Here is a 20,045-nt window from a genome sequence, read left to right as displayed (position 1 = left end):
ATGAAAAAATTAATTTTAATCATAGGTTTGGCTTCAGCAGCATTAACATTTAATTCGTGCGAAAGAGATATTACTTCTCTGAATGAAGATCCAAAACATCCAACTGTAGTTCCTTCCGGTGTACTTTTTGCAAGTGCCGAGCATGCTTTGCTTGATCAGGTGCTGTCCGCCAGCGTTAACCGTAATATTACCAGGTTTTTCACGCAGCAATGGGCGGAAACAGTATATGTAGACGAAAGTAATTACAACATGACGGCAAGACCGATCCCAAGAAATCATTACAACCGTATGATGGCTTCAGCTTCTGCTGTTATTAATTCTCCGGGGGTATTATCTGCTTTAAGAGATGCAAGAAAATTTCTTGAAGATGAAGGGGTAGGTGCTGTTAAAAAGAATAATAATATTGCTATGATTGAATTGGTTAATGTATATGCATGGGCCAATTTAGTAGATACTTATGGAGATATTCCTTATTTTGGAGCATTGAAGGCGACAGCAGAAAATCCCGGAAATGCAGAAATTCCATACGATGATGCCAAGACCATTTATCTTGATCTTATTAAAAGAATCGATGCTGCTGTAGCGATGATTAATATTTCCGAACCAGGGTATTCCAATGATCTGATCTATAAGGGAGATATGGACAAATGGAAAAAGATGGGGAATTCTCTGAAATTTAGGTTGGCTGTTACATTAGCTGATGTAGAGCCTGCTCTTGCTAAAACATATGCAGAAGCAGCATTTAATGCAGGATTATTTACTGATAAAAGTGATAATTTTGGTCTGCAGACTTTTCCGTCAGGACTATTGTCAAATCCGGTTTATCAGGACGTCATACAATCTGGTAGAAATGACTTTTTACCTTCCGATGTTTTGGTTAATTTTATGAATTCTAAGAGTGATCCTAGAAGAGATGTATGGTTTACAAAAGTTGCAGGACTTTATGTTGGGGGATCTTACGGAGATGAAAATACCTTTAGTGATTTTTCTCACTTCACAAACGCTATTTCCGGTGAAAATGCACAGGGGTTTTTATTGGATTACTCTGAAATTATGTTCTTAAAAACTGAAGCGGCAGCACGAGGATTTTCTGTTGGTGGTACAGCAACTGATTTATACAGTGATGCTATTAAAGCTTCTATGACAGAATACGGAATAAATGACACAACTGCAACTGCATATATTGCAGCCAATCCGTTTGACGCTGTGAATTGGAAAAAATCCATTGGTGAACAGGCTTGGGTAGCGATGTTTAATAAAGGCTTCCAGGCATGGAACTTTACCAGAAGATTAGATTTCCCGGTATTTACAAACCCTGCTGGATCATTAGTAGAAGGTGTTCCGGTAAGAATGTTTTATTCTGATCAGGAATATCTTTTGAATGCAACTTATGTAAAAGCAGCTGCTCAGAAAATTGGGGGAGATAAAGTGACCACCAAGATATTTTGGGATAAATTTTAAACTAATAGCAGTCAAGACAAAGGAAAGCAAGCTTTGTTAGACTAATGTAAATAATATGATATGAGAATTTTTGTAGGAGTTTTTCTTTTAATTTGCGCCGTTTCATGCTCCAATGGAGATGATGATAATGTTGTTGCACCGGAACCAGTCAATGTTAGCGGAAACTGGAAGCCTGTTAAATATGAATTTAGAGGTAAAACCATCCCGTTAAGTGCCTGTGAACAAAAAGGGCACATCCTGATTAATACAGATTTTTCAGGATCTTATGACAGATATGATACAGAAGCCGTAACCGGAAACTGTATCAAACCGGATTCTTTTGCCGGGCAATGGGTTTTTGACCAGTTGTACAGTACTTTGAATCTTAAATATGTAGAAGGAGGAGTAACTAAAACAGTTCAAAAAGAAATAGAATCATTTTCCCCTACGGAGCTAAGGATTTTGGATAATTCTAAAAATCTGGACAACGTTCCCGGAAATGATGAAGCTACTTTAATTTTTATAAAAGAATAATATTCAATAATCTAAGAAAAACCGCCGTCAGGCGGTTTTTTTTTTACTTCGTTTTTTTAGCCATTCCAATTCTTTTATTTATATTTGATTACCAACCAAACAATTAGTATTTATGAAAAATTTAAAAAAATTATCGAGTGTGGAATTAAAAAAAATTCAGGGAGGGCAGGCTCCTGCTTGCTGCCTGAGCTGGAATCCGGCAACAAGAGAATGCCGAAGATGGGATTTCAACTGTCTGAACCCTTAATTTAAACTTTTAGAGACTTCATTTATGAAGTCTTTTTTATTTCACTAAATTTGTATCTCAAATTTTGAGGTAAAATAAAGCTGTCCTGTGCAGCTTTTAAAAAGTAATATATACACATGAATATTAAAGATAGTATAGAGAAGAAACTTTCGGAGGTTATTTTAAATGTATTTCAGTTAAAAGACATCAATCTGGAAGTTCAGGAAAATAAAACGGAATTTGAAGGTGATTTTACCATTGTGACATTTCCATTGGTAAAACAGCTGAAAAAAAATCCGGAAAGCATCGGTGTTGAATTAGGAGAAGCTTTGACGGAACAGTCTGATCTGTTCGAAAGCTTTAATGTAGTGAAAGGGTTCCTTAACGTTAAAGTAAAAAATCAGCTTTTTGTAGATAATTTCAAATCTGTAACCCATGATTTTGATACGGTAGAAAAAAAGAACTCAACGGTAATGGTGGAATATTCTTCTCCAAATACCAACAAACCGCTTCACCTAGGACATATCAGAAATAATTTATTAGGGTTTTCGGTATCACAGATTCTTAAAGAAGCAGGATATGATGTTATTAAATCTCAAATTATCAATGACAGAGGGATTCATATCTGTAAATCAATGTTGGCCTGGGAGAAATTTGGTAAAGGAGAAACTCCGGAATCAACGAATACAAAAGGAGATAAGTTTGTTGGAAACTATTATGTAGAATTTGATAAAAACTACAAAACAGAAATTGCAGAACTTGTAGCCAATGGTTCAACCGAAGATCAGGCAAAAAAAGAAGCTCCATCGATTGTTGAGGCTCAAAAAATGCTTCTAGATTGGGAAAGTGGCGATGAGACCGTAAGAAATCTTTGGAAGGAAATGAACTCGTGGGTTTATAAAGGCTTTAGCGAAACCTATAAAAGATTAGGGGTTGATTTTGACCAGATTCAATATGAAAGCAATACCTATATATTAGGAAAAGATCTGATTCAGGAAGGTCTGGATAAAGGTATTTTATATCAGAAAGAAGATGGTTCTGTTTGGTGTGATCTTACAGATGAAGGACTTGATCAAAAATTGTTGCTGCGTTCAGACGGAACGTCAGTGTATATGACTCAGGATTTGGGAACAGCTGTGGAGCGTTTTAAACAAAATAATATTCAAAAATTAATTTATACAGTAGGAAACGAACAGGATTATCATTTCCAGGTTTTATTTAAAATACTGAAAAAATTAGGATATACATGGGCAGATCAATTGTTCCACCTGTCTTATGGAATGGTAGAACTTCCTAACGGAAAAATGAAATCCCGTGAAGGAACTGTTGTAGATGCTGATGACCTGATGCAGGAAATGCACGAGACGGCCAAATTAAAAGCGACAGAACTTGGAAGATTGGAAGGCCTTTCAGAAGAAGAAAAAGTAGCTTCTTATGAAATAATAGGTATGGGAGCTTTGAAATATTTCATGCTGAAAGTAGATCCCAAGAAAAAAATGCTTTTCAATCCTGAAGAAAGTATTGAATTTAACGGAAATACCGGGCCTTTTATTCAGTATACCTACGCTCGTATTCAATCCTTAATGGCAAAAGCTAATTATCAGTATAAAGAAGTTTCTACAGTTGATGCCAACCAATTCGAAAAAGAATTGATCATATTATTGGTCAACTATAAACATGTAGTGGAAAAAGCAGCGGAAGCATTAAGTCCTGCATTGGTAGCCAACTATGTATATGATTTGGTTAAATCTTACAACTCATTCTATCAAAATCAAAGCACTCCGATTGTGAAGCTTGAAGATGAAAATTTAAAACAATTCCGTTTAAATCTATCAGATATTACGGCAAAGACAATAAAAAAATCATTAGGCTTACTGGGAATAGGAACAGTAAACAGAATGTAAAAAATAAAAGCCTCTTGAATTGTCAAGAGGCTTTATTATTAAAAGAATCAAACTTGAGGTTTTTGATTCTTATGACTGTCTTCATAGAGTTTTGCATCACTCCATTTTGCATGTTTTGAAGGAATGATTTTATATCCTTTTTTATACGTATACACCTTTGTAAATTCGGCTCCGAAGAAAACCAGCATACAGGAATAATTGATCCACATCATAATTAAGATCACTGTCCCAGCGGTTCCAAAAGCAGAAGTAGGCTTGAAATTTCCAAAATAAAGGCCCAGTAAAAATTTACCTAACGTAAATAAAATAGTGGTCAGAAAAGCACCTTTCCAAACCGGCTTCCAGCTGATTTGTACATCCGGCAAAAACTTGAACATTAATGCAAATAACAGCATTACAAGCGCAAAACCTACTGCGAAATTCACTAATTCTACCAGTAAGTAAGTTTCAAAACCGAAGTATGTAGTTATTAAATTATTAAAAACACTGATCAGCGAAGATAGAATCATCGTGATCATCAGTAGAAATCCAATCATAAGGATCATTCCCAGTGAGTTTGCCCGGTCCAAAAGGAATTTAACTAAAGCTTTTTTAGGGGCAGACTGTACATCCCAAAGGCTGTTGAGTGAATGCTGAAGTTGGAAAAATAGAGTAGTTGAACCAAAAACCAATGAACCAATCCCTACAATCTTCATGAAAATATTCTGTTTGTCAATGAGGGCTCCGGCAATCATGCTTTCTACACTTTTTGACACTTCTGTTCCCATAATTCCGCTGATCTGATTGCTGATCTCACCACGAATGGCTTCTTCACCAAAAAAATTACCTGCGATCCATATGATAATAATCAATAATCCCGGAATAGAAAAAATAGCGTAATACGCCAAACTTGCAGAATCTCGTGATGCGTTGGAATCATTCCATTCGTCGAAAGTCTCTTTTAAAGTTTCCCAGAAAAATTTGATATTGTTGATCATATTAAAAAGGATATCCTATTGCTATATTTAAAACTAAATTATCTTTTCTCCACTGTGAATCTCCGAAATTAATTCTGTCAAATGCCCATCGGTCTCCTTTTTCATAATAGGGAACACGCAAAGGCATAGCAAGATCCAGTCTTAAAATCAAGATAGAGAAATCAAGTCTTAGACCAACTCCTGCTCCAACGGCAACTTCGCTTAAAAATTCTTTCGAAAATTTAGCTCCGGGTCTTTGTTGATCTTCATTAATTAACCAAACATTTCCTGCATCAGCGAACACGGCAACATTTAAGAATTTATAAATATTGGCGCGGTATTCCGCATTTAATTCCAGTTTAATATCCCCTGACTGGTCTAATAATGTTCCCTGCTCAATCTTTCTCGGATCAAAACTTCCGGGACCTAATGTTCTTGCACGGAAGGCTCTGATACTGTTACTTCCTCCTGAGAAAAATTGTTTAGAGAAAGGGATAAACTCTGAATTTCCGTAAGGATAAGCTACTCCAGCAATCAACCTTGTGGCTATAGATGTTTTTTCTGTAAACTTATGATAGAGTCTGAAGTCATTTTCAATTTTAGCATATTGACTGAAAGGTATTCCGAAAATTTTTCTTTCTTTTCCCTTTTCAACATTGGCACCAGTGACCAAACCAGTAATATTTCCTGCCAGATCCAATGTCCCCTTATAATAAATAGTGGTAGGCTTGGAAAGCATTGTATTCGTATACGTATAAGAATAAGTAGGACCGAAAATCAGCTGCTTTTCAACGACTCTTTGCATCGCATCACTCTTTTCAGATTTTGATTTATACAAATCTGTAACCTTGGAGGGAGAAACCAATGTAATATCTATTACCTTCAGGTCATGCTCTTTTCTTGCATTTTCTTTCCATAAATATCCAAAAGAAGCACTGAATGTATTAAGTGTATAATATTGTGTCCGGTTTTGGAATTCAAATCCTAAATTGATATTCGTCCTTGGAACAAAAGCACTCGAGGAGTTGAAACGGAAAGGAGCCACGATTCTCGGAATGGAAAGCTGAACGGTAGATCCTGCCCGAAATAAATTCTGTGCGTCTTCCTGACCTCCCATCTGAAAATCAAAAGCTCCATAAATAGATGCTTTAAATTGTTCAGCCCCTTTGAAAAAATTTCTGTGCGTCCAGTTCAGGTTTAATTCACTACCCGCATAATTCGCAGAATTGGTTCGTCCCAAAGCTTCCAGTCTGAGTGACTGAATTTGTCTTGGTGTCAGCAGATAATAGGCATCAAAACGATGACCTAATGAATCGGATACAATAAATTCATTTTTTACAAATTTGAAAACCCCCAGACTGATCAGACGGTTAAGAGTAAGATTATGATTGGTACGGTTGTAAAGATCTCCTTTCTTAAAATACAGAGCCCTGTCAAATATTTTCGGTTTAAATTTATGCTTTGGATCAATGACATAAATGTCATCATAGGCATATTTAGAAAGAGAGTCCTGATTCATCGGAACGCTGTATTTGCCTCTCTTCACATCCTGAATATTATAATTAGGGAACACAATAACTTTATCAATACTGAACTGCTCCGTTGCCAGATCAGGAGTATCTTCTTTTAATTTTACGTTAAGTTCAACCTCGTGCTTTTTGCTCACAGTGCTGTCTGCCTGAACAATAATATTGTCCGGACTGAAATAATAAAATCCTCTTTCTTTTAATCCGTTATCAATCCGTTCTCTTTCATTTTTTATGACATCAAGATCGAAGGGTTTCCCAGGTTTAAGCAAAGTCTTGTCGGTGAAAGTCTGAATTTCCCTGTTGATGAGAGTAGAATCCTGTTGAAACTTAACATGATTCACCAAATATCTTGCGCCAGGTCTTAAAGTATAAATGACCTGTGCTTTCTTATTCTTAGACACTGTATCATAGGTCGCTTTTGCATTAAAATACCCCTTGTTTTCAGAATAGTTTTCAATGATCTTTCTGTTGAATTCACGATCTACATCTCCCAGCAAAACAGGTTTTTCACCCACTTTATATTTTAACCAATAATTAAAACCCTTATCTTTTTTAGGTTCTTTGGCAATATTATAAAAATATAATTTCGGACGTAATCCTAATATTTTGGAATTGGGTTTGGGAACCAGATTTTCTTCCAGTGCTGCCTGAAGTTCATTTTTGTCTTTCTTGGAAAGGCTGTCATTTTCGATTTTTACTGTACCACCCGTGTAAAGCATCTGACCTTCCTTCAGGAATTTTGTATTGCTGCAGGAAAGACTGACAGCGGCAAAACCCGAAGCAAACACATATTTGGAATATTTATTAAATCTACTTTTCATTATTTAAATTCTACCACTTGGTTATTCTTGTTTTCTTTTTTACGTCTGTCTTTCTTAGATTTTCTGAAAATCTCACGGAATTTATCATAGTCTAAAGTGATGATAAACCCTAACCCTGTTTCTATGATCTGTCCCTGAAGAGCGACCTGGTATTCATCTTTACGGTAAGCTCTCATCATATAACGTCCATCTTTTGACAGGCTGTAATCAATGGTTACATTTCCGGCAATATTGGTAGTGTTTTCGTTTTGACGCGCTTCACCTTCCAGAGCAAAATTACTTCCCACAGAAACTTTCAGACGGTCATTCAATAATTTTTTGCTTACCCCCACGTTCAGGTCAGTTCTTGTATTTTTTGTTCCGCTGGAATAATCTTCAGAAGAGTCCAAACCTAAGTCTATATCAACTCCTTTGATCAAACCGGAGGCAAGATTGTTCAATTGCTGAGAAAGAATTTTACTCACACTTTGTCTGGCCATCATTTCAGCCGACATTCCGGCACCGGATTCAAAAGGATTTTCTCCAATGAAACGGTTCAGTAAAAGCAGGGCAAACACCTGTTTATTCATTTCAGATTCCTGAGTTCGAAGCTGAGTCAGTTTCTGATCCACGATATCGGTTACCGCAGATGAAACAGAATTGTTCTTTTCGTCTGTAGTGATATCAAAACTGATTTGCGGCTTCAGAAGTTCACCCTTCATTTTTAATAAGGTATTGAAAGGTATTCTTTGTTTAAGCTGATTCAGTACAGAGGCATCATCAACTTGCTGTTCAACAAGATCAATAGGAGGGGCCTGCGTTTTATACACGGCTGTAATATCCATGATGGCTGCCGTTGGTTCTCCGGTCCAGGTGATGGTACTTCCTTTCTGGATATCAAATTTACGTTTCAGAACACTTACGGAAAGTTCATAAGATCCTTTTTCCACTTCGTACACTCCTACAAGCGTTATTTTTCCTGAAGGATCAATTCCGCCTGTCAACTCTGCTTCTCCCTGAAGTTTTACAAAATCTCCGTTAGCCTTATCAATTACGATAGACATTTTGGCTTCTTTGCTTACTTCGATATTCACACTTACATCCATTCCTTTGAAACGGGTCTGTGCTTTCAGAGAATCTGCTTTAATCGTTTTATTTAAAACCACCTGATCCTGATCAATGAACTCTACAATTCCATCCCTTTCCTGTACAGACGGGCTTGACTGTGGAAGTACGAATGTGAAATCTGTATCATCGGAAACTGCCAGCCTTCCGTCGACCTTTGGAAGATCCAGATTTCCACGGATATGAAGTCCCGCATCGATAGCAAGAATTCCATACATCATTGCATCATTGGATTTTTCTGAGTTCACCACTTTGAAATCCTTGGCATTCACATCAAGATTGAACGCAAAATCTCGGTACGTCTGAGTAAGAACCTGTCCATCTACAACGAGTGAATTGCCGTCCTTATCATTTATTTTAAATTTATTAAACTCAATACCTCTGTTGGTAAAATCAATTTCGTCATTAAGTTTTCTGAAATCACTGCCTGTTTTTGCAATTTCCAGTCCGGCATCATTGAATTTTACCTTACCTAGAATATTAGGTTTTTCTGTATTTCCGGTAATTTTTAAATTTCCTGAAATATAGCCCTCCGTATTCGTAATGGCATTCATGGAAAAGCCCTGAACACTCTTCATCTGCAGTTTATTGATCGCCATATTCAGATCAAAAGTGCTTGAAGAAGTATTGTAATCCCCGAGGATTTTCACATCGTTGTTATTGCCTGATAAGGCAACGTCAGCATTCAAAATATTCGCCGAAGTATTATTTACTTTAGCAGTCAGGTTCCCGACCGGGCTTCCGTAAACGATCAGATCTGTGATATTAAGATCAGAAGTGAACGTCATATTTTTCGTTAAGTCTCTAAGCTGAGCTGTTCCGTTGATCGTTCCTCTGGCCAGAATTGTATCTTTCTTGATCAGTTCTGTGATCGTTTCAATTTTAAAATCTTTCAGTGAAACATTTAGCGGGCTGCTTGGGCTCTCTGTTTCAGACTGAAGTGAGATTTGACTTCCTCCATTGGAAAGAACAAAATTATCCGCCAAAATTCCTTTGCTGCTGATCTGAATCTTATTGTTTTCAGCAACATTCCAGTCTGAATAATTTAATTTTAAACCGTTCGGATTCAGGGAAATTTCGGTAATATCATTTAAAGATTTGGCATTTCCTGCAATAAGGAACTGCGTAGCATCTTTGTCATCTTTCGTGGTAACATTATAATTGATGGTATTGTCGGCCACATCTCCAGTTATGGCAATTTTTTTCAATGTGAAGCTTGAACTTTTTAAAGCGGCTGCATTCAGGTTATATTGTAATGCCTGATTTTCATTGGTTACTTTTAAAGCAACATTTTCCAGTGAATTTTCACCGTACAATAGCTGCGGAATCTGTCCGTCAATTTCTATTTTTTGAGAATCGGCATCATAATTTCCTGCTAAATTGATCGTTTCAAAACTTTTCAGTTCAGGAACAAATTTTCTGATCAGGTCATCATTTTTGATTTTAGCATCGAAAGTAAAATGCTGCCCCGGATCGATTTTCTGTCCTTTAGCAGGTTTCTGAAACTGGTAATATTGATTGATCGTCTGCGTCAAAGCACCAAAGATCTGCGTCAGTTTGTATTTCCCTTTTAAAGAAACATCAGCAATCTGAGAATTGAAAATAATCTGTGTTGAATCTTGCGTGGAAGAAGCTTTCAGATTCACTTCCTGTACCGGATAAACTTCTTTGGTATCTGAAAATGCAAAATCTTTTAAATTTAAATATCCATTCAGTGCATCAGGATCAAGGCTTGAAAAATCACCGTCAATCTTTCCTGCGATGATCATCGGCTTCTCATAGAATCCAAGTTTATTCACATCCAGTTTGATAACCTCACCGTTAATTTTTACTGTAGGATTTTTTTCACTGTAAACTCCTGAAGCTATTAAATTCAGATTTGCATTCGGATCTTTTGAGTTTAAAACAATGTTATAAACCCCCTTATTAATTTTGCCGGTAAGATCCATATTCTGGTAACGGTATCCTTTGTAAACAGCGGATGCCACATGGCCTTTTAGATCGGCTTTAGCATTTTTGAAATCAAAGCTTTCTCCTTTGGCAGAAATCTGGGCTGTGATAGGTCCGATATCTTTATTCTTAATGATCTTTCCGACCTGTATTGCCTGAAGGTTAGCTTTTATATCGTACAGTTCCCTGTTCTTTCTGCTCATATCCACATCTGCAACAATAGCTGCATTTCCAAGGGTAGAGTAGAGGTTCAAATCGGTCTTTACTACTTTGGTTGTTCCTTTAGCATTTCCTTTGATGCTGAAATGGGAAGGCAGAGAGATATTTGAGGGAATGGTGTTTTTCGGAACAAGATTGTACACGGTTCTGGCCTCTGCTGAAAATTCTCCGATCCTCAGATCATAGTAAAGGTTTTCAGGCTTCATTGCATTTTTTATTCTTCCCGAAGCTGCTACCCTCAGCTGATCCAAACCTGAAACTTTAAGATCTTTGATCAGCAGGTCATTGACAATTCCCTGAACGTTAGCATTAACATTCAAGATGGCATTCGGATATTTATTGAAGGGTACTGTGTTTCGTAACGTCGGAACGATATTCAAAATATCAGCAAACCCAATTTTTGAATCTTTTATATTGGCAGAGATTTTTACGGTACCTGGATTTGAAGTCAGTTGGTCAAGAGAATCATAATTTAATACGACTTCATCACGGATCAGTGTTTTTGGAGTCTGCAGATAAAGGTCTTTCAGGTAAGCCTGTTTTTCAGCATACATAAAATCTGTGTTGAATTTTTGAATATTCAAGCCTCTTCCTTCCTGAATTTCCGCGGAGTTAACGGTTCCCGCAAAAGTATTATCCTCCATTTTGAAACTTCTTACTTCCACGTTCATTTTTGAAAAATTCATGTGGTTGAAATCCATTCCCTGTTTCGTGGGAGCAATAGCCGTATTGTTATACACCGCTTTTACGTCGTTCAGAACAAGTTTCCCAAGGATTACTTTCATGGCTTTATCGTGATCTGAAACTTTCGAAACTTCCGGTTCTTTTTTATCTTTCGGATTGGCATTTTGCGCAGGAAGATAAAGATTGGCATTAATATCTGCTCCGGAAAGAAAAACATTGGAAATATTGTAGGCATTATTTTCGAGATCCAGCTTATTCACCTTGGTGCTTAATTCTTTGAACAGAACTTTAGCAAAGGTTTTGGTATTGTCATCACCGTAATCAATATCGAAATTCGTAAGCTTGATTCCTCTCAAACCAATATTCATTGGTTTTTTGTCATTCAGAGAATCAACCTTTTTTTCTACTTTTTTTGCAACCTCTTCAACCAGATCCTGCTTTAATTTTAATTTCAGTCCGTCAAGATTGATATCATTGACCGCATACGTGTTTTTGTTGAGATCAAAAGTTTTAACCCTGGTATCAAATGATTTGAAATATAATTTAATATCATTCCTCGACTGTTGGTCGTTGAACGTTACCCCAATATCTTTTAAATTGATCTTATCAAGAGAAATAATGAAAGGTTTGGAAGAGCTTTCCTCCTTGTCACTGGTGGCAAAAGCATTGATAATATAATCGAAATTGAAGGTTCCGTTGGGTTTCCGGACCACATTGGCGCGGGCTCCTTCAAGATCTACAGAGGTAATGTCCGCTGTAGAGCTGATAAGTTTCAGCATATTCAGACCCACATCCAGCTTTTTTACAGCAAGAAGTGTATCTACATCCTGTCCTTTAAGATAAAGGTTTTCCATCACAAGGCTGTTAGGAAATCCTATATAGACCCTTTCCAGACTTACTTTTGTCTTGATCTTTTTTTCAAGATAGACGACGAGTTTGTCTTTGATGAAATTTTGAACGGCAGGAAGCCTTAGACTAAGGATGAGAAGGGTAAGGAAGACCAATATAGAAATAATGGTTATTGCAATACGCTTGAAGAGTTTACTTTTGTTAATTTTCAGTTTCAAATGCGTCAGGTTTGTAACAAAGATAAGAATACTATTTTATTAGTTCTTTGTTGTGGTATCCTGTTCAGATGCAAAAATCCTGCCTTGGCTGTCCGGATATGGAATTTAGTTTAGTAGTTGTCAAGTGAATAGGTTGATATAGACAACCAAGGTGTGGATTATTTTGTTTAAAAAGCCCCCTTTGTATCATTTTTTTTATGTTGAAAAGGTTTAGCAAAAATGAAAATTCAAATGTTAGATTAGTTTCAAAGGGGGCAAGGAATATATGGAGATAATAAATTTTTGTTAATTATTTGCATTGTCCCATTTCACTTCTTCACCCTGGGGAGTCGCTCCGCCCTGAGCCGGAGTGATCGGAGAAGTTTCCTGGTTGATATGATAGATATAGGCCGCAATCTTTTCAGCATCTCTTCCGGTGATGGTTCCGTCTTTGATGAAAGGCCTCATGGTAGGATTGTTCGGAGATCCGTTTTCAAGCATCCAGAAAACATTTTTAAAAAGACTTTTCTCTTTTATGTTGATCCAGTGTGAGTCCGTAAGATTGGGACCGATTCCTCCTTTTCCTCCATCACCATGACAGGTTACACAGTTGGTTTTGAAAAGTTCCTGACCTTCTGCAATATTATCCGCACTGTATTTTGCTGTTGCCAGATCAATCTGAGGTGCTGTTTTTTCATATTCCGCTATAGACGCCAGCATTGTTTTCACTTCTTTATCATATTCAGCTTCCGGATGAGCATAGTCTGTAAAAGCGAAGGCAATAAGATAGACGGCACAGAATATACATCCGAACCAGAACAGGCCTATCCACCATTTTGGCAGTGAGTTGTCTAGCTCTGTGATTCCGTCAAAACCATGATCGATAAGAATATCTTTTTCTTCAGTAGCAGATTGTTTTTTAAACGCTGAATTCCAAAGCTTCTGATAATAGGGAATATTTTTTTCTGCTAAATATTCTTTCTTTTCCTCTTCCGAAAGTCTGTTGAAACTTTCGTTTTCAACCAGATCTCCAATGGAGTTCATGATCATAAGAAGGATAACAGCGATTACAATAAGCGCCCAGAAAAAGGGAGAAGAAAAATAACCTGAATCTCCGGCGAACATTTCAAACGCCATGATCGTTAAACCTATCGTTGTTGCGATATATATTGAAATGGGGGTTCTCTTTTTCATTGCAGTACAATTTTAAGGGTTATTCAGCACTTGCGGTCTGGATTTGGGTTGTTTTAATATCAGTACCTAATCTTTGCAGATAAGCAATCATGGCTACAATTTCTCTCTGCTCAAGAGGAACATAAGACGGGCCTTTTGCTGTTTTTTCTTTTTCCATCTGATCTTTTAGATCGGCAGCTTCAGAATATATTCGCTGTACAATAGCTTTAGACTGGTTATCTGCCCATTGACCTGCAGAATCTATTTCTGCTTTTGAGTAAGGCACATCGAAAGAATTTTTCATCAGTCTCATTTTATCAACCATTTGAGTACGGTCCAGTTTATTTGTAATCAACCATGGGAAACGCGGCATGATAGAACCGGCAGATGTAATCCTTGGGTTGTACATGTGTTTAAAGTGCCATGAATCAGGGTTTCTTCCCCCCTCTCTGTGAAGGTCCGGTCCTGTTCTCTTAGATCCCCATAAGAAAGGTCTGTCATAAATAAACTCTCCCGCTTTGGAGTACTGCCCGTTTTTTCCTTCAAACCTTACGATCTCATCACGGAAAGGTCTGATCATCTGTGAGTGGCATGAGTTACACCCTTCACGTACATAAAGATCCCTTCCTTCCAGTTCAAGCGGTGTATAAGGTTTTACAGCCGTGATCGTAGGAACACTTTCTTTAAGAGATAATGTTGGAACGATTTCTATTAATCCACCTATAGCAACAGTGATAAAAGCTAATATGGACAGTAGTTTTGGAGTTCTTTCCAGCCAAAGGTGTACCCCTTCGCCTTCTTTTCTTGCAGTACCGATATTTGCCAATGCAGGGGCTTCCGCAGGAACTTCTTTCTGAAATGATCCTGATCTAACGGTTTTGACAACGTTAATGACCATTAAAATAGCTCCTGAAATATAAAATAAACCTCCTAAGAATCTCATTTTAAAGTAAGGAATAATAGCCGTGACTGTATCCAGCCAGTTTTTCCATAATAAAGTTCCGTCCGGGTTGAACTGTTTCCACATCAATCCCTGTGTGAATCCTGCGATATACATCGGAACTGCATAGAAGATAATCCCCAGTGTTCCCAACCAGAAGTGCCAGTTGGCTAATTTTTTAGACCATAAAGGCGTTCTCCACATAATCGGGATCAGATAGTATACCACTCCGAAAGCCATGAAACCATTCCATCCAAGCGCACCTAAATGTACGTGACCGATTACCCAGTCTGTGTAGTGCCCGATTTTATTTAAAGATTTTGTAGCCAGTAAAGGTCCCTCAAAAGTCGCCATACCATAACAGGTAATGGCTACCACGAAGAATTTTAGGATGGGATTGTCTCTTACTTTATCCCAGGCTCCCCTTAAGGTAAGAAGCCCGTTCAGCATTCCTCCCCATGAAGGAGCAATAAGCATGATAGAAAATCCTGTACCTACGGCCTGAGCCCATGCCGGAAGCGCCGTATACTGAAGGTGGTGAGGGCCTGCCCATAGGTATACGAAAATCAGCGACCAAAAGTGAATAATGGATAATTTATAGGAGAATACAGGTCGCTGTGCCGCTTTCGGCATGAAGTAGTACATCAGACCTAATACCGGAGTTGTCAGTACGAATGCTACGGCATTGTGGCCGTACCACCATTGTACAAGAGCATCTTTTACACCGGCATATGCAGAATAGGATTTCCAGCTTGTGAATGATAAAGGAACCTCAAGATTATTAAAGATATGCAGCATAGCCACGGCGATCCATGTGGCGATATAGAACCAGATGGCTACATAAAGGTGTCTTACCCTTCTCTTTGCAATGGTTCCGAACATGTTGATCCCAAAGATAACCCACGAGAAGGTAATCAGGATGTCAATCGGCCATTCGTGTTCTGCATATTCTTTAGACGTATTGATTCCCATTAAAAACGTGATCACTACGGCAACGATCATCAGCTGCCATGACCAGAAATGGATCCATGATAGCGTATCGCTGTACATTCTTGTTTTTAAAAGTCTCTGCATACTGTAATAGGCACCGCAGAAAAATGAATTACACACAAAAGCAAAAATAACGGCACTCGTATGAAGCATTCTGATCCTTCCGAATCCCATAGCGCCCTGCGTGTTGATTAATCCCTGAATATTTCCGCTTCTCAAACTCTGAATAGTGGTATCATCTGTCCCGAATAAAAACTCAGGCAACTCAGGGTAGAAAAGCATCAGCGCGGCCGTAAGTCCCAGCAGAAAGCCGACCAGACCGAATACGATAGTAGCATACAAGAATGCTCTGACAATATTATTGTCATAATTGAATTTTTGCGTCTCCATAATTCCAATTGTTGTTGTACCGAAGTAATATTTATCCTCCGAAATAAGGCCGTACTGTCCCTGATCCGTATGAAAAAATAAATATCATGTAACGTGTATAATGTTTTGCCAAAGGTATTTATTAACTTTGTGTAAGTCTAGTGGGTATCCTTCTAAACTATACCGAAAACTACTAAAAACAAAAAACGATGAAAGTGTGTGGTCAAAATATCAGAAAAATCCGTAGAAGCAAAGACTTTACGCAGGAGTATATGGCTTTTGAAATGGGGATTTCCCAAAAGGCCTATTCCGACATTGAAAATTCTAAAGTAAAAATCAACCTGGACATACTGACGAAGATTTCTGATATTTTGGAAATTAAACCTTCTGATATTTGCAGCATTTCCCACAAGTGCGGAATGGATGGGAATGACGACAGGTACCAGTCGCTTTTAGAGTATATGAAAAAGAATAATATTTCTGTTCCGGAGGAATATTTGTAGAGAAATACTGCTCTTCTGCTTTTTAATTCTTTAAAACTGAATAAATTGAATGTTCCATAGGTTTTATAGAAGGCAAATTTCTCTAAAGTTTTATATATTTAGGGCATAATTCTTTTTATGAGCAGCGAACAGAAAACGGAACCGAATGACGGATCTCTTGTCCGGGGATTAACCAACAGACACATACAATTAATTGCCCTTGGAGGAGCCATAGGAACAGGACTGTTTCTCGGAATCGGACCGGCAGCCGTTTTAGCAGGCCCATCCGTTATTCTTGGATACGCATTGGCAGGAATCATTGCATTCTTTATTATGCGCCAGCTGGGTGAAATGGTTGTTCAGGAGCCTGTTTCCGGAAGTTTCAGTCACTTTGCCTATAAATATTGGGGGAACTTTCCCGGTTTTGCATCAGGCTGGAATTACTGGATCCTTTACATCCTTGTGAGTATGGCCGAACTGACGGCTATTGGACATTATATTCATTTTTGGTGGCCGGAAATCCCACTCTGGGTGTCCAGCTTATTCTTTTTCATAGTTATTAATGCCTTAAATCTGGCCTCTGTAAAAGTATATGGAGAAACCGAATTTTGGTTTTCCATTATCAAAGTGGTTGCCATTATCGGGATGATTGTTTTTGGTATTTATTTATTGGTGAGTGGTACCGGAGGAGATAAAGCGAGCATCTCGAATTTGTGGAATGACGGAGGTTTTTTTCCAAAAGGTTTTTTTAATAAAAGCGAAAGTGGATTTTCAGGTCTGTTTGCAGCGATGGCGATGATCATGTTCTCTTTCGGAGGATTGGAACTCATTGGTATTACGGCTGCTGAAGCTAAAAATCCCGAAAAGACAATCCCAAAAGCAACGAATCAGGTGATCTATAGAATACTTATTTTCTATGTGGGAGCTCTGGTTATTTTATTTGCATTGAGTCCGTGGAGAGAAATTACCGAAGGGACAAGTCCTTTTGTAATGGTTTTCCAGAACTTAAATGGATTTGAATTCAATATTTTCGGGAAAGTGATACAGTTCAATATTTTAATTGCCAATATCCTCAATCTGATTGTTTTAACGGCAGCATTGTCCGTTTATAACAGCAGCGTTTACAGTAACAGCAGAATGCTTTTCGGATTGGCTCAGCAGGGAAATGCACCAAAATTTTTAAAGAAACTGAACAAAAACAGTGTTCCTACGAATGCGATCCTGATCTCTTCATGTTTTGCAGGAATCTGTATTATCATCAATAAACTGGTACCTGAAAAAGCATTTGAATACCTGATGGCTTTGGTGGTATCTACGTTGATTATCAATTGGCTGATGATCTGCTATACCCATTTGAAATTCAGAAGAGAAAAAGATAAATCAGGGGTGAAAACATCATTCCCATCCATATTTTATCCGGTATCAAATTACATCTGTATCCTGTTCTTGGTGGCTATTTTGGTATTGATGAGTATTACAGGAATGGAGATTCAGGTGATCTTAATTCCGGTCTGGCTGGCGTTCCTATTCCTGATGTTTAAACTCTATAAACCTAAAACCAAATTGTAATACATCATATCGTCAAACATTTTTGATGGATCAACGAACAATATATATATTTTAAATAATAGAAAGGATGGATTTTAATCTGTCCTTTTTTTGTACTCAAGTAGAATCTATATGGAAGTATATTGATGATGGAATAAAAAATGTATACTGATACCGGCTTTAGGTCTGCTGGCTGAAGTACAAAATTCAAAAGTTGTCCTTTTCGGTGAAATTTTGTAAGTTACTTAAGTTTTTGTGATTCAATTTGAGTTCGTCAAACAGGCGTTTTCACTTGAGTGGCAAGCTCGAAACATTAACCGAAATTTCATGAAAACAACACGCAAATTAAAACTCATTTTATTTTTTTTAATACTGTCAACACTTTGTTTTTCACAGAAATTTAGTTTTATATACGAAACTAAATATAAAGCAATTAAAGCAAAGCCGAAGGATATTACTACTGAGAATATGATTTTGGATTTTGAAAATAATAAGTCTGTTTTTCGGGAATCGGCATCCAAAGATGCTGATTCCTTGCAGCTTATTAATAAAAATGGAAGCTATAGGACGGGAGTTGAATTTCAATTTTACGTTAAAAAAGATATTAATACTAATAAAATAGAAAAAATTGTTACTTATTTACATACCAATTATCTGCTTCCTGTTGAAGAAAAATTAAACTGGAAAATCTTGCCAGAGCAAAAAACAATAGGGAAGTATAAAGCGCAAAAAGCAGAAGTAAGCTACGGCGGCAGAAATTGGAAGGCATGGTTTACTACAGAATTACCGTTTAATGATGGGCCCTATGTTTTCAATGGTTTACCCGGCTTAATTATTTCTATTGAAGACACAGAAAATGAGTACTCATTCAATTTAATACAAATAAAAAAAGGAGGAAACTGGTTTGATGCAAGGACAAAAACGATTAAAATTGATTGGTCAAAATATGATACGCTGGGAAAATCATATTATAATGACCCTTGGAATACCAAAACTGCCAAAAAAGCTACATTTATTGATCCTCAGGGAAATCAAAAAGATATGAACGAAATGATCAGGCAGGCACAACAATCGATTCTTGAGGAAGACAACCCTATAGAGTTGAATCACAAAATCAACTATCAATAAATACATCAGCTGGCATGATACCGGTGCTGTCGAACGGGTATTTTGTCATTTGCCGGCAGTGAAATTTTGTTGATTTCATACACTGAAATGCTGTATCTTTATGAGTATATAAACTAATCGATTTGTAAAATATAAAGCCGTGCAGATCAGTTTTAATGAAATACAGAAAATTGTTGATTTTATCGAAGAAAACTTTGACAGGGAGATCACGGCCTATGAAATAGAACATTTGTCCAGGTATTCTTACCGCAATTTTCAGAGGATTTTTTTTAAGATCTTTAAAGAGACTATTTCGGGGTTTCAGAAACGGCTAAGACTGGAAAAATCGTATAAAAAATTGATCTATACCACAGATGAAATTTCTGAGATTGCCTGGGAAGTTGGGTATTTCAATATCCAGTCTTTTTCAAAAGCGTTTAAAAAGCAATATCATATTTCACCTGCAGAGGCAAGAAATCAGAAGCAGGAGATTTTTAGAGAATTCATAGATTGTGAAACTGTAGATCTGCAATATGAAATAAAATATAAAGATGCTGTTTCCGTGTACTGTATCTTTATAAAGGCTAAAGATTATAATAATCAGGAAATTAATGATTTGTGGGCAGAGATTGAGCAGAAAAATGGAAACTGCTTTCCTTCATATGGAATTGTATGTGATCAGCCCTTAATTACCAACAGTTCTCATTGCAGATATGGAGCAGCGATACCACAAATTGTTTCAGAAAACTCCGGCTTTAGAAGGATAGAAATTTTTGGAGGTAAATACATCAGGTTTGTTCATGATGGATCTTTTGACAGTATTTTAGAAACTTACCGTTCTTTTTATCGCTTTTGGCTCACCCAGCCAGATCTGCTGCTTGACAATTCAGATGTTATCGAAGAATATATGCCGTCTGAAAATGGAGAAATGCTTACCCATATTTACTTTCCCCTTCATTCTTAAAGATGTCCTTTTAGGACAAGTTTTATTTTTTCGGTCATCTAATTTTGCATCAGAGAAAT

The 20,045-nt window shown here is 37.2% G+C and carries 13 protein-coding genes; 8 read left to right on the top strand and 5 right to left on the bottom strand.

The features are described from left to right. The 4 genes from IW16_RS21190 (at position 1) to argS (ending at position 4,104) form a co-directional block, all read left to right on the top strand. Positions 1–1,461: a SusD/RagB family nutrient-binding outer membrane lipoprotein gene (locus tag IW16_RS21190; RefSeq protein WP_034749326.1), complete on the top strand. Its 1,461-nt coding sequence runs from the start codon at positions 1–3 to the stop codon at positions 1,459–1,461. 60 nt (positions 1,462–1,521) lie between these two features. Beyond that, entirely contained in the window at positions 1,522–1,974 is a 453-nt protein-coding gene (locus tag IW16_RS21185; RefSeq protein ID WP_034749322.1) for a lipocalin-like domain-containing protein, read from the top strand. A gap of 112 nt (positions 1,975–2,086) precedes the next feature. Beyond that, positions 2,087–2,221 carry a bacteriocin-like protein gene (locus IW16_RS27115; protein ID WP_262485521.1) on the top strand — a complete coding sequence of 45 codons (135 nt, stop codon included), beginning with the start codon at positions 2,087–2,089 and terminating at the stop codon, positions 2,219–2,221. Positions 2,222–2,337: 116 nt separating this feature from the next. Beyond that, positions 2,338–4,104, top strand: coding sequence for an arginine--tRNA ligase (gene argS / locus IW16_RS21180; RefSeq protein WP_034749319.1), 1,767 nt, complete (start codon positions 2,338–2,340; stop codon positions 4,102–4,104). Between the two features lie 47 nt (positions 4,105–4,151). Here the strand turns inward: argS and IW16_RS21175 are convergent, their stop codons facing one another. The 5 genes from IW16_RS21175 to ccoN all read right to left on the bottom strand — a co-directional run bounded on the left by IW16_RS21175 (position 4,152) and on the right by ccoN (position 15,906). Further along, the gene (locus IW16_RS21175; protein ID WP_034749316.1) at positions 4,152–5,081 is read right to left on the bottom strand and encodes a YihY/virulence factor BrkB family protein; all 930 of its coding nucleotides are present in this window, start codon (positions 5,079–5,081) and stop codon (positions 4,152–4,154) included. A gap of 1 nt (position 5,082) precedes the next feature. Continuing rightward, on the bottom strand, positions 5,083–7,410 hold the full coding sequence (gene tamL / locus IW16_RS21170) for a translocation and assembly module lipoprotein TamL (protein WP_034749314.1): 2,328 nt from the start codon (positions 7,408–7,410) through the stop codon (positions 5,083–5,085). Then, positions 7,410–12,434 carry a translocation/assembly module TamB domain-containing protein gene (locus IW16_RS21165; RefSeq protein WP_084694594.1) on the bottom strand — a complete coding sequence of 1,675 codons (5,025 nt, stop codon included), beginning with the start codon at positions 12,432–12,434 and terminating at the stop codon, positions 7,410–7,412. The genes tamL and IW16_RS21165 overlap by 1 nt, the downstream gene beginning before the upstream one ends. 285 nt (positions 12,435–12,719) lie before the next feature. Further along, complete coding sequence (locus IW16_RS21160; protein ID WP_034749311.1) at positions 12,720–13,607, bottom strand: cbb3-type cytochrome c oxidase N-terminal domain-containing protein; 888 nt, start codon at positions 13,605–13,607, stop codon at positions 12,720–12,722. A 19-nt stretch (positions 13,608–13,626) separates the two neighbouring features. Next, on the bottom strand, positions 13,627–15,906 hold the full coding sequence (gene ccoN, locus IW16_RS21155) for a cytochrome-c oxidase, cbb3-type subunit I (protein ID WP_034749308.1): 2,280 nt from the start codon (positions 15,904–15,906) through the stop codon (positions 13,627–13,629). 188 nt (positions 15,907–16,094) lie between these two features. Between ccoN and IW16_RS21150 the strand changes: the two genes are divergently transcribed. From IW16_RS21150 to IW16_RS21135, 4 genes are all read left to right on the top strand, one after another. Next, positions 16,095–16,388 (top strand): helix-turn-helix domain-containing protein, encoded by a 294-nt coding sequence (locus IW16_RS21150; protein WP_034749305.1) that lies wholly within the window; start codon positions 16,095–16,097, stop codon positions 16,386–16,388. Positions 16,389–16,505: 117 nt separating this feature from the next. Continuing rightward, entirely contained in the window at positions 16,506–17,936 is a 1,431-nt protein-coding gene (locus tag IW16_RS21145) for an amino acid permease (protein ID WP_034749302.1), read from the top strand. A gap of 234 nt (positions 17,937–18,170) precedes the next feature. Next, positions 18,171–19,043, top strand: a complete 873-nt coding sequence (locus IW16_RS21140; RefSeq protein WP_131327949.1) for a GLPGLI family protein — start codon at positions 18,171–18,173, stop codon at positions 19,041–19,043. A gap of 139 nt (positions 19,044–19,182) precedes the next feature. Next, positions 19,183–19,986, top strand: a complete 804-nt coding sequence (locus IW16_RS21135; protein ID WP_034749296.1) for an AraC family transcriptional regulator — start codon at positions 19,183–19,185, stop codon at positions 19,984–19,986. Positions 19,987–20,045 lie beyond the last annotated feature (59 nt).

Source organism: Chryseobacterium vrystaatense (assembly GCF_000737765.1).
Lineage (GTDB): Bacteria > Bacteroidota > Bacteroidia > Flavobacteriales > Weeksellaceae > Chryseobacterium > Chryseobacterium vrystaatense.
Note: the sequence above shows the minus strand (reverse complement) of the source record. Positions and strands in the feature narration are given on the sequence as shown.

Bases quoted from the DNA above. Each gene is read 5' to 3' on its own strand.
- IW16_RS21175 (WP_034749316.1), bottom strand. From the start codon at position 5,081: ATGATCAACAATATCAAATTTTTCTGGGAAACTTTAAAAGAGACTTTC.
- argS (WP_034749319.1), top strand. From the start codon at position 2,338: ATGAATATTAAAGATAGTATAGAGAAGAAACTTTCGGAGGTTATTTTA.
- IW16_RS21185 (WP_034749322.1), top strand. From the start codon at position 1,522: ATGAGAATTTTTGTAGGAGTTTTTCTTTTAATTTGCGCCGTTTCATGC.
- IW16_RS27115 (WP_262485521.1), top strand. From the start codon at position 2,087: ATGAAAAATTTAAAAAAATTATCGAGTGTGGAATTAAAAAAAATTCAG.
- ccoN (WP_034749308.1), bottom strand. From the start codon at position 15,906: ATGGAGACGCAAAAATTCAATTATGACAATAATATTGTCAGAGCATTC.
- IW16_RS21150 (WP_034749305.1), top strand. From the start codon at position 16,095: ATGAAAGTGTGTGGTCAAAATATCAGAAAAATCCGTAGAAGCAAAGAC.
- IW16_RS21190 (WP_034749326.1), top strand. From the start codon at position 1: ATGAAAAAATTAATTTTAATCATAGGTTTGGCTTCAGCAGCATTAACA.
- IW16_RS21145 (WP_034749302.1), top strand. From the start codon at position 16,506: ATGAGCAGCGAACAGAAAACGGAACCGAATGACGGATCTCTTGTCCGG.
- tamL (WP_034749314.1), bottom strand. From the start codon at position 7,410: ATGAAAAGTAGATTTAATAAATATTCCAAATATGTGTTTGCTTCGGGT.
- IW16_RS21160 (WP_034749311.1), bottom strand. From the start codon at position 13,607: ATGAAAAAGAGAACCCCCATTTCAATATATATCGCAACAACGATAGGT.